This is a genomic window from Geodermatophilus sp. SYSU D00697, assembly GCF_054050175.1.
On the sequence record NZ_JBJGYV010000025.1, the window covers coordinates 48,434 to 69,314 of the forward strand.

Annotated in this window: 21 protein-coding genes; 9 read left to right on the forward strand and 12 right to left on the reverse strand. The window is 74.1% G+C overall.

Annotation, left to right across the window (positions count from 1 at the left end; all coding sequences use genetic code 11):
* Window positions 1-2: 2 nt before the first annotated feature.
* Both ACI79C_RS19085 and ACI79C_RS19090 read left to right on the forward strand, forming a co-directional pair.
* Window positions 3-311, forward strand: coding sequence for an antibiotic biosynthesis monooxygenase family protein (locus tag ACI79C_RS19085; protein ID WP_456947261.1), 309 nt, complete (start codon window positions 3-5; stop codon window positions 309-311).
* A gap of 58 nt (window positions 312-369) precedes the next feature.
* On the forward strand, window positions 370-834 hold the full coding sequence (locus ACI79C_RS19090) for a MarR family winged helix-turn-helix transcriptional regulator (RefSeq protein WP_456947262.1): 465 nt from the start codon (window positions 370-372) through the stop codon (window positions 832-834).
* A 57-nt stretch (window positions 835-891) separates the two neighbouring features.
* Here ACI79C_RS19090 and ACI79C_RS19095 read toward each other — a convergent pair whose 3' ends face one another.
* Window positions 892-2,214, reverse strand: a complete 1,323-nt coding sequence (locus tag ACI79C_RS19095) for a hypothetical protein (RefSeq protein WP_456947263.1) — start codon at window positions 2,212-2,214, stop codon at window positions 892-894.
* 413 nt (window positions 2,215-2,627) lie between these two features.
* Between ACI79C_RS19095 and ACI79C_RS19100 the strand changes: the two genes are divergently transcribed.
* From ACI79C_RS19100 to ACI79C_RS19110, 3 genes are all read left to right on the forward strand, one after another.
* A complete protein-coding gene (locus tag ACI79C_RS19100) occupies window positions 2,628-3,311 on the forward strand; it encodes an NRDE family protein (protein WP_456947264.1) in 684 nt (227 codons plus the stop codon).
* A 122-nt stretch (window positions 3,312-3,433) separates the two neighbouring features.
* A complete protein-coding gene (locus tag ACI79C_RS19105) occupies window positions 3,434-3,688 on the forward strand; it encodes a hypothetical protein (protein ID WP_456947265.1) in 255 nt (84 codons plus the stop codon).
* Window positions 3,689-3,742: 54 nt separating this feature from the next.
* On the forward strand, window positions 3,743-4,360 hold the full coding sequence (locus ACI79C_RS19110) for a nuclear transport factor 2 family protein (protein ID WP_456947266.1): 618 nt from the start codon (window positions 3,743-3,745) through the stop codon (window positions 4,358-4,360).
* Window positions 4,361-4,385: 25 nt separating this feature from the next.
* Here the strand turns inward: ACI79C_RS19110 and ACI79C_RS19115 are convergent, their stop codons facing one another.
* Complete coding sequence (locus ACI79C_RS19115) at window positions 4,386-5,276, reverse strand: MOSC domain-containing protein (protein ID WP_456947267.1); 891 nt, start codon at window positions 5,274-5,276, stop codon at window positions 4,386-4,388.
* Complete coding sequence (gene wrbA, locus ACI79C_RS19120) at window positions 5,273-5,959, reverse strand: NAD(P)H:quinone oxidoreductase (protein ID WP_456947268.1); 687 nt, start codon at window positions 5,957-5,959, stop codon at window positions 5,273-5,275. Before wrbA ends, ACI79C_RS19115 begins: the two co-directional genes overlap by 4 nt.
* Window positions 5,960-6,108: 149 nt before the next feature.
* On the opposite strand from wrbA, the gene sigJ reads away from it, so the two are divergent.
* Both sigJ and ACI79C_RS19130 read left to right on the forward strand, forming a co-directional pair.
* Window positions 6,109-7,044: an RNA polymerase sigma factor SigJ gene (gene sigJ, locus ACI79C_RS19125; RefSeq protein ID WP_456947269.1), complete on the forward strand. Its 936-nt coding sequence runs from the start codon at window positions 6,109-6,111 to the stop codon at window positions 7,042-7,044.
* Between the two features lie 91 nt (window positions 7,045-7,135).
* Window positions 7,136-7,483 (forward strand): hypothetical protein, encoded by a 348-nt coding sequence (locus tag ACI79C_RS19130; RefSeq protein ID WP_456947270.1) that lies wholly within the window; start codon window positions 7,136-7,138, stop codon window positions 7,481-7,483.
* Between the two features lie 76 nt (window positions 7,484-7,559).
* Here ACI79C_RS19130 and purU read toward each other — a convergent pair whose 3' ends face one another.
* Both purU and ACI79C_RS19140 read right to left on the reverse strand, forming a co-directional pair.
* Complete coding sequence (gene purU / locus ACI79C_RS19135) at window positions 7,560-8,408, reverse strand: formyltetrahydrofolate deformylase (RefSeq protein ID WP_456947271.1); 849 nt, start codon at window positions 8,406-8,408, stop codon at window positions 7,560-7,562.
* 10 nt (window positions 8,409-8,418) lie between these two features.
* Window positions 8,419-9,792: an L-serine ammonia-lyase gene (locus tag ACI79C_RS19140; protein ID WP_456947272.1), complete on the reverse strand. Its 1,374-nt coding sequence runs from the start codon at window positions 9,790-9,792 to the stop codon at window positions 8,419-8,421.
* Between the two features lie 140 nt (window positions 9,793-9,932).
* On the opposite strand from ACI79C_RS19140, the gene ACI79C_RS19145 reads away from it, so the two are divergent.
* Window positions 9,933-10,601 (forward strand): GntR family transcriptional regulator, encoded by a 669-nt coding sequence (locus tag ACI79C_RS19145; RefSeq protein WP_456947273.1) that lies wholly within the window; start codon window positions 9,933-9,935, stop codon window positions 10,599-10,601.
* On the opposite strand, the gene folP is transcribed toward ACI79C_RS19145, so the two are convergent.
* The 7 genes from folP to glyA form a co-directional block, all read right to left on the reverse strand.
* Entirely contained in the window at window positions 10,598-11,494 is an 897-nt protein-coding gene (folP, locus tag ACI79C_RS19150) for a dihydropteroate synthase (RefSeq protein ID WP_456947274.1), read from the reverse strand. The two genes, ACI79C_RS19145 and folP, sit on opposite strands and share 4 nt — an antisense overlap.
* Before the next feature lie 83 nt (window positions 11,495-11,577).
* Window positions 11,578-14,046 carry a GcvT family protein gene (locus ACI79C_RS19155; protein ID WP_456947275.1) on the reverse strand — a complete coding sequence of 823 codons (2,469 nt, stop codon included), beginning with the start codon at window positions 14,044-14,046 and terminating at the stop codon, window positions 11,578-11,580.
* Between the two features lie 26 nt (window positions 14,047-14,072).
* Window positions 14,073-14,699, reverse strand: a complete 627-nt coding sequence (locus ACI79C_RS19160; protein ID WP_456947276.1) for a sarcosine oxidase subunit gamma — start codon at window positions 14,697-14,699, stop codon at window positions 14,073-14,075.
* The gene (locus ACI79C_RS19165) at window positions 14,692-17,562 is read right to left on the reverse strand and encodes a 2Fe-2S iron-sulfur cluster-binding protein (RefSeq protein WP_456947277.1); all 2,871 of its coding nucleotides are present in this window, start codon (window positions 17,560-17,562) and stop codon (window positions 14,692-14,694) included. The genes ACI79C_RS19160 and ACI79C_RS19165 overlap by 8 nt, the downstream gene beginning before the upstream one ends.
* Complete coding sequence (locus ACI79C_RS19170) at window positions 17,559-17,837, reverse strand: sarcosine oxidase subunit delta (RefSeq protein ID WP_456947278.1); 279 nt, start codon at window positions 17,835-17,837, stop codon at window positions 17,559-17,561. The genes ACI79C_RS19165 and ACI79C_RS19170 overlap by 4 nt, the downstream gene beginning before the upstream one ends.
* A 16-nt stretch (window positions 17,838-17,853) precedes the next feature.
* Window positions 17,854-19,113 carry a sarcosine oxidase subunit beta family protein gene (locus ACI79C_RS19175; RefSeq protein ID WP_456947279.1) on the reverse strand — a complete coding sequence of 420 codons (1,260 nt, stop codon included), beginning with the start codon at window positions 19,111-19,113 and terminating at the stop codon, window positions 17,854-17,856.
* Window positions 19,110-20,435 carry a serine hydroxymethyltransferase gene (gene glyA, locus ACI79C_RS19180; protein WP_456947280.1) on the reverse strand — a complete coding sequence of 442 codons (1,326 nt, stop codon included), beginning with the start codon at window positions 20,433-20,435 and terminating at the stop codon, window positions 19,110-19,112. The genes ACI79C_RS19175 and glyA overlap by 4 nt, the downstream gene beginning before the upstream one ends.
* A gap of 191 nt (window positions 20,436-20,626) precedes the next feature.
* Here glyA and ACI79C_RS19185 point away from each other — a divergent pair.
* Window positions 20,627-20,881: alcohol dehydrogenase catalytic domain-containing protein (locus tag ACI79C_RS19185; protein ID WP_456947281.1), on the forward strand; the 255-nt coding region annotated here is incomplete at its 3' end.

Below are 20,881 nucleotides of genomic sequence, written 5' to 3' on the forward strand. Positions count from 1 at the left end.
CGATGATGACAGTGGTGACGACGACCCGGCTGCGCGCGGGCGCGGAGGAGGACTGGGACGCGGTGGTCCGCGAGCGGTTCGAGTCCGCGCACGACCGACCGGGGTGGGTCTCCGGGCAACTGCTCACCCCCGAGGGCGAGGACCACACACGGGTCATCGTCGGCACCTGGCGCAGCCGCGAGGACTGGGAGGCGTGGCACGAGGACCCCGCCTTCCTCGACCAGCGCACCCGGCTGAGCGAACTCGAGGCCGAGCCGAGCACCACGCAGTGGTACGGCGTGGTGGCCGACGCGCGGGCGGCGGAGGCGTGATCTGAGCCCGACCCGCACGTGCGGACGTCGGACGCCCGTCCTGGGCCAAGATGACGGGGTGCGCACGACACCCGGACCGGTCGCGCACGACGAGCCGCGCCCGTCCACGCTCTACCTCGTCAAGCAGCTGGAGCAGGCCGTGCGCGCCCGGCTGGACGAGGTCCTCCGCCCGGCCGCCATCACCCCCCTGCAGTACACGGCGCTGACCGTGCTGGAGCGCTCCGCGGACCTGAGCACCGCGGAGCTGGCCCGCAACTCGTTCGTCACCGACCAGAGCGCCGCCGACATGGTCGCCGTCCTCGAGGAGCGCGGCCTGGTGTCCCGGATCCCGGACCCGGGCGACCGGCGGCGCCGGGTCCTCCGGATCACCGACCGCGGCCGGGAGCTCCTCGACCGGTTCCGGGACGCCGTGGGCGACCTCGAGACGAGGATGGTCGCCCCGCTGACCCCGGCCCAGGCCGAGGACCTCCGCCGCTACGTCCTGCTCTGCCGCACCGCCCTGGACCACGCGCCGCGCCGCTGAGGAGGGCCGCCGGCCGGGGTCGCCGGCCGACCCGGCCGGCGGCCGCTCCCCGGCGACCTAGCGGTCGCGCCCGGGCTCCCCGAGGCCACCGACCAGCCGGGACGGGTCGAACTCGGCGAACCGCGCGGGCGTCCCGAGCCCGAGGGCGTCGGCTGCCGCGTTCAGGCTCGGCGGCGTGGCCACGTCCCTCCAGCGGCCGGTGTCGAGCCGCTCCTCGAGGGCCTGCAGCGCGGCGACGTGCTCGGCCGGCCGGAACTCGCAGTGGCCGGGTCCCTCGACGTAGGCCTGGCGCAGCAGCCGGGTGTCGCCGGCCCGGTGCACCTGCTCGGCGTACCAGTCCTCGTGCTCCACCGGCACGAGCTCGTCGGCGACGGTGTGGATGGCCAGCTGCGGCACCTCCAGCTCGCCGGTCACCATCGACGAGCGGGTCAGGTCGGCCACCGCGTCCGGGTCGGCCTCGATGTCGGCGCCCCGGGTCAGGGCGTCCAGGTCGGCGTCGAGGTCCAGCCCCGCGTCCTGGTACAGCTCCCGCACCTGGCCGGCGCGCGGACTGCTGTCGAGCAGCTCCCGGTAGTCGACGCCGGCGTTGTAGGCGCTGTTGCCGCCGGCCACCAGCTCGATCTGCTGCCGGCCGGTCACGTACCGCTCGAGCCCGCCGCCGGCGACGAGGGCCTCGAACTGCTGCGCCTCCTCGGCGGCCGGGTCCCCCGGGTCCGCCGGGGCCTCACCCGTGGTCCAGGTGGCCATGTTGAGGTACGCGGCGGCGAGCGCGATCCGGGCCCGCCCCTCGGGCGTCCCCTGCGCCGCGGTGACCGCCGCGATCAGGTCGTCGGCCGCCTGCGCCGCCTGCTCCGCGCTCTCGTACCGGACCAGCGGGATGTCCTGCCCCGGCGCCAGCAGGGAGGACAGCGCGTACACCCCGTCGAGCTGGTAGTTGTTGAGGTTGAGCGCGCCGGCCACGATCCCGCAGGTGGTGAGGACGCCGTCGATCTCCCCCCGGGGGTCCTCGGCCTGCCGGGCACTGACCAGACCGCCCATGGACCGGCCGAAGGCGATCGTCCGCTCCGGCTCGACGCCGAGCCGCTCCTCGAACGCCGCCAGGGCGGCGAACTGGTCGTCGACCGCCGACTCCAGCGCCCACAGCGACGGCCCGGAGTAGGACGACCCCACGAGTGCGTAACCCCGCTCGAGCAGCGCCTGCCGGGTCTCCTCGTCAGGCGCGTCCTGGGCGGTCATCCGGCCGAAGCCGTGCGCGAACAGGACGACGGTCCCGTTCCACTCCTGCGGCACGTGCGCCAGCCAGTCGCCCCCGCCGGCCAGCGCCCCGGTGTGCTCCCCGGGCGGCAGCTCCGGTTGCACCGGCGGAGCGGCGCTCGCCACGGCTCCCGACGCCCCAGCACCGACCAACGCGACGGCCCCTGCGACCACCGTCAGCCGGGTCCCCCACCTGCTCATGTCCACCCCACTCCACCGGGACGACGCCCGGCCTCGGTCGTGTGATGTGGACCACCCTGACAGCGCCCCCGCCAGATGTACAGGTTTCCTGGCTTTTTCTCGGTCGCCGTCCGTCGGCACGCCGGACCCGGTCGACCCGTTGCGGACAGCGGGGCCACACTCCTGCTCGCCCGGGCCGGGCTCACCACTGCACGAGGAGGCCGCCGTGAAGGACCGTCTGCTCCGGACCGCGATCGCTGCTGCCGCGGCTGCCGCGGCCGGCCTGCTCACCCGGTCGATGGCTCGGGCCGTCCGGCGTCCCTGACCCGCGCTGCCGCCCGGCTGGCACGATCGGCGGCATGTGCACGGTGGTCGTCCGGTGGGCCCCGGGCGCGGCCGTGCGGATCCTCGCCCTCCGGGACGAGCTGACCACCCGGGAGTTCGACGACCCCGGACGGTGGTGGCCGGAGCACCCCGACCTCGTCGGCGGCCGCGACCGCGTCGCGGGCGGGACGTGGTGCGCGACCCGGGTCGGGACCGGGGTCACCGCCCTGGTGCTGAACCGGCCGCAGAAGCGGGAGGCCGACCCGGGCGCGCCGAGCCGCGGCGTCCTGCCCCTGCTGGGCGCCGAGCACGGCGTCGACTGGCTCGACGCGGTCCACGTGGACGGGATGGCCAGCTTCCTGCTCGTCCTGGCCGCGCCGGACCGGCTGACCACCTGGGACTTCGACGGCGAGCGGCTGACGACGACCGAGCACCCGCCGGGCACCTGGATGGTCACCTCCGGTGGTCCCGAGGACCGCAAGGCCGACCGGTTCCTGCCGCTGTTCACCGACGCCGACCACCCGGACGGCTGGCGGCGGCTCGTGGAGAAGGAGCCGCCGCGGGACGACCCGGGCGCCCTGGTGGTCCGCCACGAGCGGGACGGCCTGGTGTTCGCGACCGTCTTCGGTGAGCTCGTCGAGGCCGGTCCGGGCCGGCTGGAGCTGCAGTACAGCCGCCGGCCCTGGACGGGTCCGTGGCACCCCCTCGCCGTCGGCTGAGCGGTCGGGTTCCTGTCGTACCCCGGGTGCACGCTGTCCTCGTCCGGATCGCACCGCCGGTGTCCACACCGCAGAGCGCGGCTCCCGCACCGGCGCGGGTCCGGGGAGGAGGCGAGGAGGAGATGAGGATCTACGACCCCGCGGACGGCATCCTCTACGTCCACCTGGCGCAGACCCCTGCCGCTCCCGCGGCGCCGCGGCCCGCCGGCGACGAGTGCGACCGGCTGCCCGCCGGCTACGCGAACACGTCCCCCCGGGTCCGGCTCGGCGGCCCCCGCACGGCCGGCACCCGCCCCGCGCTCGTCCTGCTGCCCGGGGGCGCGGCCGCGGCCGACCTCCCCACCTCCCCCGCGCGGGCGCTGCGCGTGGCCCGGTAGCAGGGATCCCTCCGCGACGTCGCAGGCCGCCGTCCGGGACCCGAGGATGGGCCCATGAGCGCCGAGGAGCAGGACCGCCAGGAGATCCGCCGACTCGTCGAGAACTGGGCGATCTGGCGGGACGCCGGGGACTGGGACCGCTTCGCCACCGTCTGGCACCCGGAGCAGGGCTGGATGAGCGCCACCTGGTTCCAGGGCCCCGCGCGGGAGTTCATCGCGGTGAGCCGGACAGGCTTCGAGAACGGCGTCAGCATCCTGCACTTCCTCGGGGGCCACTCCGCCGACATCGCCGGCGACCGGGCCGTCGCGCAGACCAAGATGACCATCAACCAGCGTGCCGAAGTCGACGGCGTCGAGGTCGACGTCCTGTGCACCGGCCGGTTCTACGACTTCCTGACCAGGCTGGACGGCGAGTGGCGGATCACCCGGCGCCAGCCCGTCTACGAGAAGGACCGGCTCGACGTGGTCGACCCGGCCGCGACGATCGAGGTCGACCGCGAGCTGCTCGACTCCTTCCCCGTCGGCTACCGGCACCTGGGCTACCTACAGACCAAGGCCGGCTTCACCGTCAAGCGCGGGCTGCCCGGGTTGACCGGCGACGCGGTGCGGCGTCTCTACGAGGAGGGCGCCGCGTGGCTGGCCGGGTCCCCGACCCCCGGGACGCCGGCCTGACCCGCCACCTCCGCTCGGCGGGGAGTCAGGTGGGCCGGATCGGCGCTCCCCGCCGGATCTCCCCGTCGGTGAGGACGTCGACGCGCAGGCCACCCCGGTGGATCAGCGGGCGCAGCAGGCCCGGCCCGCTGAGCCGGTCCAGGTGGACGCAGGGCTCGCACAGCCGACGGCCCTCGCAGAGCACGTCGCCGATGCGGAAGGTGCGGCCGACCAGCGCATTGACGTCCAGGCCGCGGGTGAGGACGTTGCGCCGGGTGGCGGCGAAGCCGACGGCGGAGCCGGCCGCGGCGAGGTCGTCGAGGACCTCCGCGGCCATCAGGGTCAGGTCGTAGCCGGGCCGGCGGTCGGCGCGGGGGCTGAAGGTGCCGGCTCCGGCGGCGTACCGGTCGCCGTCCAGGCCCCGGCCGGCACGGGCCCGGGCGACCTCGACCAGCTGCATGGGCGCCTCGGCGGCCGGTGCGACGGCCAGTCCCTCGACGGTGCCGTGCAGGCCGGGGACGGCCGGCACCGGCCGCAGCACCGGGTCGAGGGAGGCGACCGCGTAGGCGGCAGCGATGGGCAGGTCCGCGGTGGCCCGGCCGAGGAGCGCGGTGTCCTGGGGGCTGAGCACGACGCCCGGCGGGGTGCCGAACGCCAGGACGGCGGCCTGCGGTGCGCCGGTCCGGCCGGGATCGGTGGCGTCCACGACGGCGATCCACCACCCGGCCCACTGGAACCGCACGGGGTCGGCGATCGGCACCAGGCCGGAGCCGTGCTCGGCCAGCCAGGTCCGCCAGGCACCCAGGGCCGCGTGCAGGCCGCTCGCGGGCAGGGGCAGCTCGGTCACGGGCACCTCGGTGACCGAGGCCAGGCAGGCGGCGAACCCCCGGGTCAGCTCGTCGACCGACGGCGCCGTCGGCAGTTCGGTGTCGATCACCCGTCCACGATGGCCGTCGTCGGCCACCGGCACAACGCGCGACCCGTCCGGCGCGCCCGGAGGCCCGGCCCGGACCAGGCGGCGCGGCCGGCCTTGAGCGCGGCCGCGGTCTCGACGACTCGCCGGGCCTGGTGACGGGCCGCCTCCAGGGCCACGTCGCCGGGCGGACCGTCCCCGGACACGTGCGAGGTGCCGTAGGGGTTGCCCGACCGGAACTGGACGGGGTCGGTGTAGCCCGGGGGCACGATGATGCCGCCCCAGTGGGAGAAGGCCGTCCCCAGTGCCAGGAGGGTGGACTCCTGTCCACCGTGGGCAGTGGTGCTGGCGGTGAAGGCCGAGTACACCTTGTCGGCGAGCCGGCCCTCCCGCCACAGCCTGCCGGTGGTGTCGAGGAACGCCAGGAGCTGGCTGGCCGGGTTGCCGAAACGGGTGGGCGTGCCGAACAGCACCGCGTCGGCCCAGGCCAGGTCCGCCAGGCCGACCAGGGTCACATCGGCGGCGTCCTCGGGGTGCGCGGCCCGGGTCGGGTCGGCACCGTTCGCCTCCCGTGGGGCGTGTTCGGCGACCCTGCGCAGCCGGACGTCGGCCCCGGCCTTCTCCGCGCCCTCGGCGACGGCTCGTGCCAGGGCGTACACGGTCCCTGTGGCGCTGTAGTAGACGACGGCGACCTTCACCGGTTCCACGACGGCATCCCCCTCCGAGGGTCGTTGCAGTGCTCGTCCACCCGTCCGACGACCCGGCCGCACCGGATGTGAGGCGAGGCTGCGACCTCACATCCGGGCGGGCTGGATCGTCGGAGGGAGAGGCGGACACGACGGGAGGCCTCGGCACCATGACCACCGCATCGGGCTCGGGCGGCGAGCGGTCCGACCCGGCCCTCGGCGTGCTCCTGGGTGAGCGACGCCGGTTGATCGCCGTCGCGTACCGGCTCCTGGGCTCCCTGGCCGAGGCCGAGGACGTCGTCCAGGAGGCGTACGCCCGCTGGTTCGCCATGCCCCGACACCAGCAGGACGCCATCGAGTCCCCCGGCGCCTGGCTGACGACGGTGACCAGTCGCGCCTGCCTGGACCTGCTCGGCTCGGCACGGGCCCGACGGGAGCGCTACGTCGGCGAGTGGATCCCCGAGCCGGTGCCCGAACGCACCGAGTGGATGGCCGGGCGCCCAGGGGCCACCTCGGTCGACCCGGCCGACCGCGTCACCCTCGACGAGTCGATCACCATGGCCTTCCTGGTCGTGCTCGAGTCGATGACCCCGGCCGAGCGCGTCGCCCTCGTCCTGCACGACGTCTTCGGCTACCCCTTCGCCGACGTGGCCGAGATCGTCGGCCGCACGCCGGCGGCCTGCCGCCAGTTGGCCTCGTCGGCTCGCCGCCGCATCCGCGCAGCGCGGGTCGCCGCGACCCCGGCGACCCAGCAGGCCGACGTCGTCCGGCGCTTCAAGGACGCGTGGGAGGCCAAGGACATCGACGCCCTCGTCGCTCTCCTCGATCCCGGTGCCACGACGATCGCCGACGGCGGTGGCGTCGTCAGCGCCGCGCTCCGTCCGATCCGGGGCGCCGCGGACACCGCGCGCCTCCTCGTCGGCATCCTCGAGCGGTCACCCGGCCTGACCGTGCTGGAGCGGACGGTCAACGGTCAGCCCGGCCTCGTCGTCCAGGAGCGCGGTGCGACCGTGGCCGTGCTGGCGTTCGGCGTCGCGGGTGGCCACGTGCAGCACATCTGGGCGGTGCGCAACCCCCACAAGCTGCGGCCGTGGCGGACGGGCTGACGGGTCGGCGATGCGGTCGTAGGTTGGTGGTGTCGCTGCGGACAGCCGGCCCCGGCTCCGCGGGACGTGCCCGACAGGAGCGGAGGGGACCATGGCGACCGACCGGCCCGACCCCGGCGAGTTCCTCGAGCTGGCGCAGCGGATGATGCGCGAGCTCTTCGGCGGTCCGCGGAGCGGCGACGACCCGTGGGCGGAGGCGACGCGTCGTCCGCGCGAGCGCGCCGAGCTCACCCAGGGCGACCGCGAGCCCAGCGCGGACCGGCAGCGGGAGAACCTGACGTTCGCGCTGGCGACGCGCGCGGTGGAGGCGCTCGAGGACCTGGCGCTCAACGTCGCGGCGATCCGTCAGCGGCTCGAGCGCACCGACCCGCCGGCCAGCAGCGTGCGGGCCGAGGACCGGGACCGCGGCCAGGACGGAGCTGACCCCGCCGGGCAGTGAGCGCGGTCGCGGGCAGCGAGCTCCGCGGCACCCCCGAACGCGCCCCGGGTCCCCTGGGTTCCGCCCACCGGCCGGTTCACCGGAAGACGACCGTGCTGGAGCCGTTGAGCAGCACCCGCCGCTCGCCGTGCCAGCGCACCGCCCGGGACAGCGCCAGGGCCTCGGCGTCCTGGCCGACCGTGGCCAGGGCGCGCGGGTCGTAGGTGTGGTCGATGCGGATGACCTCCTGCTCGATGATCGGCCCCTCGTCGAGGTCGGGGGTCACGTAGTGGGCGGTCGCGCCGACCAGCTTCACGCCGCGGTCGAAGGCCTGGTGGTAGGGCTTGGCGCCCTTGAAGCCGGGCAGGAACGAGTGGTGGATGTTGATCGCCCGGCCGTGCAGGGCGGCGCAGGCCTCGTCGGAGAGCACCTGCATGTACCGGGCGAGCACGACCAGGTCGGCGTGGTGCTCGTCGACCAGCTCGAGCAGCCGCTCCTCGGCCTCCCGCTTGGTCCCCGGCGTCACGGGCACGTGGAGGAACGGCAGCCCGGCCGCCTCCGCCATCGGGCGCAGGTCCTCGTGGTTGGAGACAACCGCGACCAGCTCGGCGCCGAGGGAGCCGGCCCGCCAGCGGAAGACCAGGTCGTTGAGGCAGTGACCGAGCTTGGACACCATGACGAGCACGCGCTGTGGCTGGTCGCCGCAGACCTGGTAGGACATGCCGAACTCGTCGGCCACCGCCGCGAACTCCTCCGACAGCCGGGCGGCATCGGTGTCCTGCGAGCAGACGAACGCCGTCCGCAGGAACAACTGGCCGCGCACGGCGTCGTCGAACTGCTGGTGCTCGACGATGTCGCAGCCGTGCTCGAACAGGAACGAGCTGACCGCGTGGACGATGCCCGGGCGCTCCTGGCAGCTCAGCGTGAGGGTGAAGGGGTGGGACACGGGTGCCTCCTCAGCACTCGACGACGTTGAGCGCCAGCCCGCCACGGGCGGTCTCCTTGTACTTGTCCTTCATGTCCGCACCGGTCTCGCGCATCGTCTTGATGGCCTTGTCCAGCGGGACGTGGTGCCGGCCGTCCCCGCGCACGGCCATCCGGGCGGCGGTGATGGCCTTGACCGAGCCGACGGCGTTGCGCTCGATGCACGGGATCTGCACCAGCCCGCCGACCGGGTCGCAGGTGAGGCCGAGGTTGTGCTCGATGCCGATCTCGGCGGCGTTCTCCACCTGCTCCGGCGTCCCCCCGAGGACCTCGGCCAGGCCGGCGGCCGCCATGGAGCAGGCCGATCCGACCTCGCCCTGGCAGCCCACCTCGGCTCCGGAGATGGAGGCGTTCTCCTTGAACAGCAGGCCGATCGCCGCAGCGGTGAGCAGGAACCGCACCACCCCGTCCTCCGAGCAGGAGTCGACGAAGTCGCGGTAGTAGTGCAGGACCGCGGGCACGATGCCGGCGGCGCCGTTGGTCGGCGCGGTGACCACCCGCCCACCGGCGGCGTTCTCCTCGTTGACCGCCAGGGCGTAGAGGGTCACCCACTCCATGGCGCGCAGCGGGTCGCCCTCGTCCGGGTGGCTCGCCAGCTGGGCGTGCAGGGCAGCCGCGCGCCGGCGGACCCTCAGCCCGCCGGGCAGGACGCCGGTGGTCCGGGTGCCGCGCTCCACGCACTCCTGCATCACCGACCAGATGTGCAGCAGGCCGGCGCGGACCTCGGCCTCGCTGCGCCACGCGAGCTCGTTGGCCAGCATCACGTCGCTGATCCGCAGGCCGGTCTCGCGGGTGCGGGTCAGCAACTCCTCGCCGGTGCGGAAGGGGTGGCGCACCGGCGTGGGGTCCTCGACGACCACCGGGTTGCCGGCCTCGTCCTCGTCGAGGACGAAGCCGCCGCCCACCGAGTAGTACTCGCGACGGCGCAGTTCGGCACCGTCGGGGTCGAGCGCCGTGAAGAGCATCCCGTTGCTGTGGAACTCCAGCCGTCTGCGCCGGTGGAGCACGACGTCGTCGTCCACCGAGAAGGCGATCGGGTGCTCGCCGGCCAGTCGCAGCTCGCCCTCGTGGCGGATGGCCTCGACCCGCGGCCGGGCCGCGAGCGGGTCGACGACGTCGGGCTGCTCCCCCTCCAGGCCGAGGACGACGGCCGGGACACTGCCGTGGCCGCGCCCGGTGGCGCCGAGCGACCCGAACAGCTCGCACCGGACGCCGGCCACCTGCCCGAGCAGCCCCTCCTCGGACAGTCGCGTGACGAAGCACGCAGCGGCCCGCATGGGCCCGACGGTGTGGGAGCTGGACGGGCCGATGCCGACCTTGAACAGGTCGAAGGCGCTGATGGTCACCCGTGCCTCCCTCTCCCGCTGCCGAGTCGGACACCAATCGCGAGCTAGGTACACGATTGGTATATCAGATGTATGGTTACGGTATGTCGATCCCCCTGGCGAGGCAAGACCCGTTGGCCACCAACCCGTACGATCTGCTGGTGACCCTCGCTCCCCTGGACCTCGACCCGTCGGCAGCCGCGTCCCTGGCGGACAGGGCCTACGTGGCGATCAGGGACCGGCTGATCATGCTGGACATCCGCCCGGGCGACCCGATCGACGACGACGAGCTGGCCAAGGACCTGGGCGTGGGCCGGACGCCGGTCCGCGAGGCGCTCAAGCGGCTGGAGGGCGACCGGCTCGTGGTGTCCTACCCGCGGCGCGGCACCTTCGCCACGGGCATGGACATCTCCGACCTGGCGCACATCTCCGACATCCGCGCCCAGCTGGAGCCGCTGGCCGCCCGCCGGGCCGCCGAACGCGCTCCCCGGACGGTGCAGCCGGACCTCGAGGAGCTGGCCGCGCACATCGAGCAGCTCGACGTCACCCGGGTCGACCGGACCGAGCTCATGCGCTGGGACCTCGCCGTGCACCGGGCCATCTACCGGGCTGCGGGGAACCCGCACCTGGAGGACGTCCTGATCCGCTACGACAACCTGGCGACGCGGATCTTCTGCCTGTTCCTCGATCGGCTCCCCACGGTCGACGAGCACGTCCGGGAACACGTGGAGCTGCTGCGGGCGATCGCCGCCGGCGACGCCGACCGGGCCGACGACCTCGCCCGCGAGCACGTCCTCGGCTTCGAGAAGACGATCCGCGAGGTGATCTAGGGGGACCTCGCCAGGGCCGGCAGAGCCGCGTCGACGGCGTCCAGGACCGCCAGGACGTCGCGCGTGGCCGCGACGTCGTGCACGCGCAGCACGGACGCCCCGCGCTGGACCGCGACGAGCGCCGCGGCCAGGGAACCGGGCAGCCGCTCCCCCACGGTCCGCCCGGTCAGCTGACCGAGCATCGACTTCCGGGACAGCCCCACCATGACCGGCACCCCCAGGCCGGTGAGGGCGTCGAGCGACGCCAGCAGCGCGACGTTGTGCGCCAGTGTCTTGCCGAACCCGAACCCCGGGTCGACCAGGACGTGCTCGGGACGGATGCCGGCGTCGAGGCAGGCAGCGATGCGCGCGGCGAGGAAGGCACGCACCTCGGGGACGACGTCCCGGTAGCGCGGGTCCTCCTGCATGGTCTCCGGCGAGCGCTGCATGTGCATGAGGCACACCGGCACGCCGAGCTCCGCCGCGGCCCCCAGCGCGCCCGGCCGCTGGAGCGCGCGCACGTCGTTGACCATGCTCGCGCCGGCGGCCACCGCCGCTCTCATCACCTCCGGCCGGGAGGTGTCCACCGACAGCGGCACGGGGACCTGACGGGTGAGGGCCTCGACCACCGGGACGACGCGGTCGAGCTCCTCGGCGAGGGTCGGCGGACGCGACCCCGGTCGGGTCGACTCCCCGCCGACGTCGATGAGGTCGGCGCCCTCGGCCACCAGGCGGCAACCGTGCTCGACCGCCCGCTCGAGGTCGTCGAACAGCCCACCGTCGGAGAAGGAGTCGGGCGTGACGTTGAGGATGCCGCAGACCCGGGGCCGGCCCGCGCGGAGGACCCGGCTGAGGGGGTGTGTCGAGTGGCCGGTGCCCGCGGTCGTGGGGGCCGCCACCGCCGTGCCGGTCATCGGGTCCTCCGACCTACCGACCGCGCGCGGAGGCGACCGTGTGCTGCAGGAGCGCGGGGACGGCCGCGGCGGTCACCGGCACCTCAGCCTCGGATCCGGGTCATCTCGGGGTCGACGAGCGGTTCGGCGGCGACGGTGGCGGGGATGCGGGTGCCGAAGTACTCGATCTCGACCCTCGTCCCGACGGTCGCGGAGGCCGGCAGCCAGGCGTAGGCGATCGGCCGGCCGACGGTGTGCCCGAAGGCCGCGCTGGTCACGTATCCGGCCGGCCGGCCGTCGACGAGGACCGGCTCGTGGCCGAGGACGACGCTGCGGCCGTCGTCGATCGTCAGGCAGGACAGCCGGCGGTCCACCGTGTCCTCGCCCTTCCCGGCGAGGGCCTCTCTCCCGACGAAGTCGGCGGCCTTCTGCCTGCGGACGGCGAAGCCCAGACCGGCCTCGTAGGGGTCGTGCTCGGTGGTCATGTCGTGGCCCCAGGCGCGGTAGCCCTTCTCCAGCCGGAGGCTGTTGAAGGCGGCTCGGCCCGCGGCGATGACGCCGAGGTCCTGGCCGGCCCGCCACAGCACGTCCCACAGCCGCCGGCCGTTGTCGGCGCTGGTGTAGACCTCCCAGCCGAGCTCGCCGACGTAGGACAGCCGCATCGCCGTCACCGGAACTCCCCCGATCCGGGCCCGCTTGGCGCGGAAGTACCTCAGCCCGTCGTTGGAGAAGTCGTCGGAGCTGACCCGCTGCACCAGGTCGCGGGCCCGCGGGCCCCACAGCCCGATGCAGCACGTGCCCCCGGTGACGTCCCGCACCTGCACGCTGCCGTCGTCGGGCGCCTCGCGCAGGAGGTGGTCGAGGTCGAGGGGTCCGTTGGCACCGATCTGGAACAGCTGCTCCCCCAGCCGGGCCACGGTGAGGTCGCTGCGGATGCCGCCGGCCCCGTCGAGGGCGAGCGTGTAGGTCACCGACCCGACCGACTTGTCCATCTCGCCGGTCGTCAGCCGCTGCAGGAGGGCGAGGGCGCCGGGGCCGCTGACCTCGAGCCGCTTGAGCGGCGTCATGTCGTACAGGGCCACGGCGGTGCGGGTCCGCCACGCCTCGGCCACCGCGATCGGGGACCAGAACTGCCCGGCCCACGCGTCGCGCTCCGGTGGCACCCACTCCGCGGGCAGCTGGTCGAGCAGGCCGGCGTTGGCCTCGTACCAGTGCGGCCGCTCCCAGCCGCCGGCCTCGAGGAAGACCGCGCCGAGCTCCTGCTGCCGCGCGTGGAAGGGGCTGACCCGCAGGTCGCGCGGGGACAGCCGCGGCTGCAGCGGGTGGACCACGTCGTAGACCTCGACGAAGTTCTGCTGCGAGGTCTCGTTGACGTACTCCGGCGCGAGCTGGACGTCCTCGAAGCGGTGCACGTCGCAGCCGTGCAGGTCGACCTCGCTGCGGCCGTCGACGAGCAGCTGGGCCACCGAGCGGGCCACCCCGGCCGAGTGGGTCACCCAGACGGCCTCGGCGATCCAGAAGCCGGCCACGTCCCGCGACTCCCCGATCAGCGGGCCGCCGTCCGGCGTGAACGAGAACACCCCGTTGAAGCCGTTGTCGATCTTCGACGAGCGCAGCGAGGGCAGCAGCAGCTGGCTCTGCTCCCAGGCCGGCGCGAAGTCCTCCTCGGTGAAGGGCAGCATCGAGGGCATCGACGACTCCCGGACGCCGTCCCCCTGGGGCAGCTCGCGCAGGTCCACGGGCATCGGCCGGTGGGCGTAGGACCCGATCCCGAGGCGGTCGACGCGCTCCCGGTAGTAGAGGTCCTGGTCCTGGTGGCGCAGGATCGGCAGGCTCGCCTCGCTGAGCTCGTCGTTGCGGCCGACGAGGTCGGGCACCTGGCCGGTCCAGACGAACTGGTGGGCCAGCGGGAGCAGGGGGACGTCCATCCCGACCATGGCGCCGAGCTCCTGGCCCCAGAAACCGGCGCACGAGACGACGAGGTCGGCGGGGATGACGCCGTCCGGGGTGCGGACGCCGGTGACCCGGCCGCCGGCCTGCTCGATGCCGGTCACCCGGGTCGAGCCCTGGAAGCGGGCGCCCCGCGCCTCGGCGCGGCGGGCCAGGGCGACGACCGCCCGGGACGCCTTGGCCAGGCCGTCGGAGGGGATGTGCAGGCCGCCGAGGATCCGGTCGCGGTCGACCAGGGGGTGCAGCCGCACGCACTCGTCGACGTCGACCACCTGCGCCTCGACGCCCCAGGAGGTGGCCCAGCCCTGCTTGCGGTGCAGGTCGGCGAGCCGCTCCGGCGTGGTGGCCACCTCGAGCCCGCCGACCTGGTTGAAGCACCAGGCGCCGTCGACGTCGATGCTGAGGAGCTTCTCGACGGTGTAGCTCGCGAAGGCGGTCATCGTCTTGGAGGGGTTGGTCTGGAAGACCAGCCCGGGGGCGTGCGACGTGGAGCCCCCGGTCAGCGGGAGGGGCCCCTGGTCGACCACGGTGACGCGGTCCCAGCCACGGGCGGTCAGCTCGTCGGCCAGGTTGGCGCCGACGATCCCCGCTCCGATGATGACCACACGAGGGGTGCTGGACATTGCTCTGCTCCTGACTGACGGGCCGGTCAGCGGTCGTGGGTGGGGGTGGTCGTGAACTCGAGGGCCGCGTCGAGCAGCCACTCGGCGAGGTAGCCGGCGAAGGACGACCGGACGAGGACGACGACGTCGTCGCCGGTGTCGGACAGGCCCAGCAGGACGACGCCCGCCTGGCCCAGCGTCGTCTGCGCGCTGCTCCCCCGGCCGAACACCCGCGGGTGCAGGTCGATCGAGCAGCCCTTGGCGAGGACGTCGCGCACCCGGGCACCGGTCAGCCGGAGGCCGATCCGCTGCGCGGAGACGTCGGTCGCGGCCCCACCGAGCGGCAGGACGGCGGCCCGCACCCGGGCCTCGAGCTCCTCGGGTGCCTCGGTGGTGCTGGTGAGCAGCCACTCGTCGGGGCCGAGCCAGACGGCCCGCCCCGATCCGGCCGGCACCCAGGTGTTGGGAGCCGTCGGCAGGTCGACGCCCAGCGCCGCCGACGCCTGGGCGCCGACCTCACCGAGCCGGACGTCGACCATCGCCACGAACGGTTCGGCGGCGATGCCGACGGTGCCGGGCAGCCGCTCGAAGGCGGTGTCCCACGCCTCCAGGGGGTGCCTGGCCTCCAGGGGGTGCCTGGCCCTCAGGGGGTGGGTGCGCAGCAGCTCAGCCATCGCGACGGGCTCCTTCGGGATCGACCAGCACCGAGCCGGTGACCTCGACCGGGACGAGGCTGCCGTTGACGGGGACGTGGACGGTGTCGCCGATCCGCTCCCGGCCGCCCTTGACCAGGGCGAGGGCGAACGGGCGCTCGAGCTCGGCGCTGCGGTAGCTGGAGGTGACGTGGCCGAGCATCGGGACCGGCGGCGGTGGCAGCTGGCCGTCGGCGCGGAACTCGACGATCTGCGAGCCCTCCGGCAGCACCGTCCGGCGGTCCAGCGGCAGCAGCCCGACCAGCTGCTTGCGCAGCGGGTCGGCGTTGGCCTGCCGCGAGAAGCTGCGCTTGCCGACGAAGTCGGGCTTCTTCTTCGACACCGCCCAGGCCATGCCGAGGTCGTGCGGGGTGACCGTGCCGTCGGTGTCCTGCCCGATGATCGGGTAGCCCTTCTCGGCACGGAGGACGTGCATGGTCTCCGTGCCGTAGGGCGTGATGCCGTACGGGCGGCCGGCCTCGAGCAGCCGCTCCCACACGGCGACCGCGTACCAGGGGTTGACGTAGACCTCGAAGGCCAGCTCGCCGGAGAAGCTGATCCGCGCCAGCCGGACGGGCACGCCCTCGAGGGTCGTGTCCCGCCAGGTCATGAAGGGGAAGGCCTCGTTGGCGACGTCCACGCCGGGGAAGACGGCCGCGACGACGTCGCGGGAGCGAGGGCCGACGACGGGGAAGGTGACCCACTGCTCGGTGACCGAGGTGCAGTGGACCCGCAGGTCCGGCCACTCGGTCTGGGCCCACTCCTCCATCCAGTCGAGGACCTTCGCCGCGCCGCCGGTGGTGGTGAGGACGAGGAAGCGGTCCTCGGCCAGGCGCAGCACGGTGCCGTCGTCGATGACCATGCCGTCGACGCCGCACATGACGCCGTAGCGGACCGAGCCGACCTTCAGGCTGCTCATCAGGTTGGTGTAGAGCCGGTCCAGGAGGACGGCGGCGTCCGGACCCTGGACGTCGATCTTGCCGAGGGTGGAGCCGTCGAGGATGCCGACGCCGGTCCGGGCCGCGGCGCACTCCCGCAGGACGGCGGCCTCCATGTCCTCGCCGGGCCGCGGGTAGTAGCGGGGACGCTTCCACTGGCCGACGTCCTCGAAGACCGCCCCGGCCGCCACGTGCCACTCGTGCAGCGCGGTGACCCGCTCCGGGTCGAACAGGCAGCCGCGGTCCCGGCCGGCCAGCGCGGCGAAGGCCACCGGGGTGTAGGGCGGCCGGAAGGTGGTGGTGCCGGTGTCCTGCACCGGGACGCCGAGCAGCTCGGCGGTGATGCCCGACGTGAGGACGCCGGAGGTCTTGCCCTGGTCGTGTGCGGTCCCGATCGTCGTGTAGCGCTTGACGTGCTCGATCGAGCGGAGGCCGGCACCGATGGCCCGGGCGATGTCGGCGACCGTGGCGTCGCGCTGGAGGTCGACGAACTGGGTGCTGCCGTCGGCGCCGGCGGTGTCCGGCACCCGCCACAGCACCAGCGGCGCGGCGGGCTCGGCGGGCTCGGGGGCCGAGGGCAGCCGGTCGTCCGCGGCCGGCTCGATCGCCAGAGCCGACAGCGCCGCGCGGGCCACGCGCTGCCCGCCGGCCAGGCACCCGGCCAGGTCGAGCACACCGGCGGCCGAGCCGGCGACCGACAGGCCGTCGAGCTCCTCCCCCGGCACGAAGGCGCCGAGGCCGGCGTCGTAGCGGAGCCGGCCGCGGGCCTGGCTGAACAGGTGCACGGCGGGGTTCCAACCCCCGCTGACCAGCAGCGTGTCGCAGGCGATCGCGCTGTCGGGCCCGACCTCGCCGTCCGCGAACGGGGCGACGAGGGCGTGCGTCACCCGGTCGACGCCCCGCGTGCCCGTCACGACCGACCCGGTGAGCACCCGGATCCCGGCGCCCTCGCACTCCGCACGCCGGTGCGGCGAGCCCTCCGGCCGGGCGTCGACGACCGCCTGCACCCGCACGCCGGCGCGGGACAGGTCGAGGGCAGCGTCGTAGGCGCTGTCGTTGGTGGTGAACACGACGGCCTCGCGGCCGGGCAGCACGCCGTAGCGGTGCAGGAACGTCCGGGCGGCGCCGGCGAGCATGATGCCCGGACGGTCGTTGTCGGTGAACACGACCGGGCGCTCGTGCGCTCCGGTCGCCACCACGATCGACCGCGCCCGGATGCGCCACACCCGCTGGCGCGAGACGTGCCGGGGTGCGGCGGCGCCGAGGTGGTCGGTGCGCCGCTCCAGCGCGAGGGCGAAGCCGTCGTCGTAGACGCCGAAGGCGGTGGTGCGCTGCAGGTGCAGCACCTCCGGGGAGCCGGCCAGTTCCGCGACCGCGTCCGCCACCCAGTCCGGCGCCGGGACGCCCTCGATGCGGTCGGTGCCCGACAGCAGGGAGCCGCCGGCCTCTGACTGCTCGTCCACGAGCGCGACGCGGGCCCCGGCCCGCGCAGCGCTGAGCGCGGCGGTCAGGCCCGCGGGGCCGGCCCCCACGACCAGCACGTCGACGTGGGCGTGGACCGCGTCGTAGCGGGCGGAGTCGGGCACGTCGGCCAGGCGGCCCTGGCCCGGCAGGCCGTGGGCCACCAGCCCGTCGAACAGCTCGATCGTGCTGGCCAGCAGCATCGGCTCCGGGAAGGGCTCCTCGACCTGCACCAGGCCGCCCGGGTCCTCCGCCCAGGCCGCCGCGATCCCGCGGGGCCGGCCGAGCCTGATGCTGGTGGCGACCTGGTGCCGGCCCGCGGCGAGCAGGGCGGAGGCCAGGGTGTCGCCGGGGTGACCGGTGTAGCTGCGCCCGTCGAAGGTGAACTGCAGCGAGGTCGTCCGGTCGATGCGGCCGCCCGCGGCGGTGCGGAAGGGAGTGCTCATGACGTCACCGGCTTCGGGTCGTCGAGGCGGTACACGCTCTCGAAGCGGTAGGTGGTGGTGTCCCGGACGGCGTTGAACCAGCGGCGGCAGCCGGCGGTGTGGTTCCAGCGCTCGGCGAAGCGGCCCTTGGTGTTGTCGCGGAAGAAGACGTAGTGCGCCCACTCCTCGTCGGAGAGCGCGGCCGGGTCGGCCGGGTACGGGACGTGGGCCTGGCCGCCGTAGGAGAACTCGACCTCCTCGCGGGGGCCGCACCACGGGCATGCGATGAGCTGCATCGGAGGACTCCCTGGGTCAGTGGGCCACGGCGGCGGCGCCGTGCTCGTCGACGAGTGCGCCGGTGACGAACCGGTCGAGGCTGAACGGCGCCACCAGCGGGTGGGGCTCGTCGTTCGCGATGGTGTGGGCCAGGGCCCAGCCGATCCCGGGGGTGGCCTTGAAGCCGCCGGTGCCCCACCCGCAGTTGAGGTAGACGTTCTCGTAGGGGGTCCGCCCGACGATCGGTGACGCGTCGGGGCTGACGTCGACGATGCCGCCCCACGTGCGCAGCAGGTGCGCCCGCGCGAACACCGGGAAGAGCTCGACGGCGGCGGCCATCTGGCGCTCGATGACGTGGAAGGCGCCGCGCTGCCCGTAGCCGTTGTACGAGTCGACCCCCGCTCCCATCACCAGCTCGCCCTTGTGGGCCTGGGAGACGTACACGTGCACGGCGTTGGACATGACCACGGTCGGGTGCACCGGCTCGAGCAGCTCGGAGACCAGCGCCTGCAGCGGGTGGCTCTGCACCGGCACGCGGATGCCGAGCAGATCGGTGAGCACCGAGGTGTGCCCGGCCGCGCACAGGGCGACCCGGCCGGCGCCGATGGTGCCGCGGGTGGTCTGCACCCCGGTCACCCGGTCGCCGTCGGTGACGAACCCGGTGACCTCGCAGTCCTGGATGAGGTCGATGCCGGCCTCGTCGGCGCGGCGGGCGAAGCCCCAGGCCACGTAGTCGTGCTTGGCGATGCCGGCCCGCGGCTGGTACGTCGCTCCCAGGACGGGGTAGCGGATGTCGGTCGACGTGTTGACGACCGGGCAGATCTTGCGGACCTCGTCGGGCTCCAGCCACTCCGCGTCGACGCCGTTGAGCTTGTTGGCCTCGACCCGGCGCACGCTGTCGCGGACGTCCTGCAGGGTGTGGGCGAGGTTGAGCACGCCGCGCTGACTGAACAGGATCGGGTAGCCGAGGTCCTCCTCGAGCCCCTCCCACAGCTTCAGCGCGTGCTCGTAGATGCCCGAACTCTCGTCCCACAGGTAGTTGGACCGGATGATCGTGGTGTTGCGGGCCATGTTGCCGCCCGCCAGCCAGCCCTTCTCCAGCACCGCGACGTCCGTGATGCCGTGGTTCTTCGCCAGGTAGTGCGCGGTGGCCAGGCCGTGCCCGCCGCCGCCGACGACCACCACGTCGTAGGAGCGCTTGGGCTCCGGGCTCCGCCACAGGGCGTCGGGGTGCTCCGGCAGGTCCGCGCCGGGGGTGCGTGGGGTGCGGGTGGCGTGGGAGGAACCGAGCGTCATCGGGGGACCTCCGTCAGGTCGGGGTAGAGCGGGTGGCGGTCGGCGAGCCGGGTGACCCGGCTGCGCAGCTCGGCGAGCTGCTCCTCGCCCACCGAGGGCCGCAGCGCCGCGGCGATCACGTCGGACACCTCGGCGAAGTCGTCGAGGTCGAAGCCGCGGGCGGCCAGCGCCGGGGTGCCGATGCGCACCCCGGAGCTGACCATCGGCGGGCGGGGGTCGAAGGGCACGGCGTTGCGGTTGACGGTGATGCCGATCGAGTGCAGCCGGTCCTCGGCCTGCCGGCCGTCGAGCGCCGACTCCCGCAGGTCCACCAGGACGAGGTGGACGTCGGTGCCGCCACTGACCACGTCGATGCCCGCATCGCGGGAGTCGGCCGCCAGCAGCCGGTCGGCCAGGATCCGGGCGCCGGCGAGGGTGCGCTCCTGGCGCTCGCGGAAGGCCGGCTCACCGGCCAGCTTGAAGGCGACCGCCTTGGCGGCGATCACGTGCTCCAGGGGCCCGCCCTGCTGCCCCGGGAAGACTGACGAGTTGAACTTCTTCGCCAGGTCCGCGGTGGCCAGGATGACGCCGCCGCGCGGCCCGCCCAGGGTCTTGTGGGTGGTCGAGGTGACCACGTGCGCGTGCGGCACCGGGGAGGGGTGCAGCCCGGCGGCGACGAGTCCGGCGAAGTGCGCCATGTCCACCATCAGGTGGGCCCCGACCTCGTCGGCGATCCGTCGGAACTCGGCGAAGTCCAGCTGGCGGGGGTAGGCCGACCAACCGGCGACGATGAGCCGGGGCCGCCGTTCCCGCGCCAGCTCCTCCACCTCGGCCATGTCGACCCGGTGGTCCTCGCGGCCCACGTGGTAGGCGGCGACGTCGTAGAGCTTGCCGGAGAAGTTCAGCTTCATGCCGTGGGTCAGGTGACCGCCGTGGGCGAGGTCGAGGCCCAGGATGGTGTCGCCGGGCTCCAGCAGCGCGGACATCGCCGCGGCGTTGGCCTGCGCGCCCGAGTGCGGCTGGACGTTGGCGTACTCGGCGCCGAACAAGGCCTTCAGCCGGTCGATGGCCAGCTGCTCGACGACGTCGACGTGCTCGCATCCGCCGTAGTACCGCCGGCCCGGGTAGCCCTCGGCGTACTTGTTGGTCAGCACCGAGCCCTGGGCCTGCATGACGGCCACCGGCGCGAAGTTCTCGCTGGCGATCATCTCCAGCGTGGTCTGCTGCCGGGTCAGCTCGGCGGAGATCGCGGCGGACACCTCCGGGTCGGTGTCGGCCAGCGACCGGTCGAGCACGCGGTCCGGGGCGGAGGCCTCGGGGGCCCGGTCAACCTGGAGGACCATGCCGCAGTCCCTCCTGTTCTGAAACAGTGACTAAGACTGGTATATCAGTCGCGCAACACAGTAGGGTCGGCGCCGGACAGGGTCAAGAGGTGCCGCGGGAGGACCTCGCCACCGCACCGCGCACCGGTCCGCGGCGGCCCCTCACCCAGGCGCTGCACCCGTCCGCCCACCCCCACGAGAGGAGATCCACGATGGCCCACCAGGTGAAGGGCGTCGTCGCCCGCAGCAAGGGTGCTCCGGTCACCGTCGAGACGATCATCGTCCCCGACCCCGGGCCCGGTGAGGCCCTGGTCGACGTGCTGGCGTGCGGCGTCTGCGCCACCGACCTGCACTACCGCGAGGGCGGGATCAACGACGAGTTCCCGTTCCTGCTCGGCCACGAGGCCGCCGGGACCGTCTCCGCCGTCGGCGAGGGCGTCACCAACGTCGCCGTCGGCGACTACGTC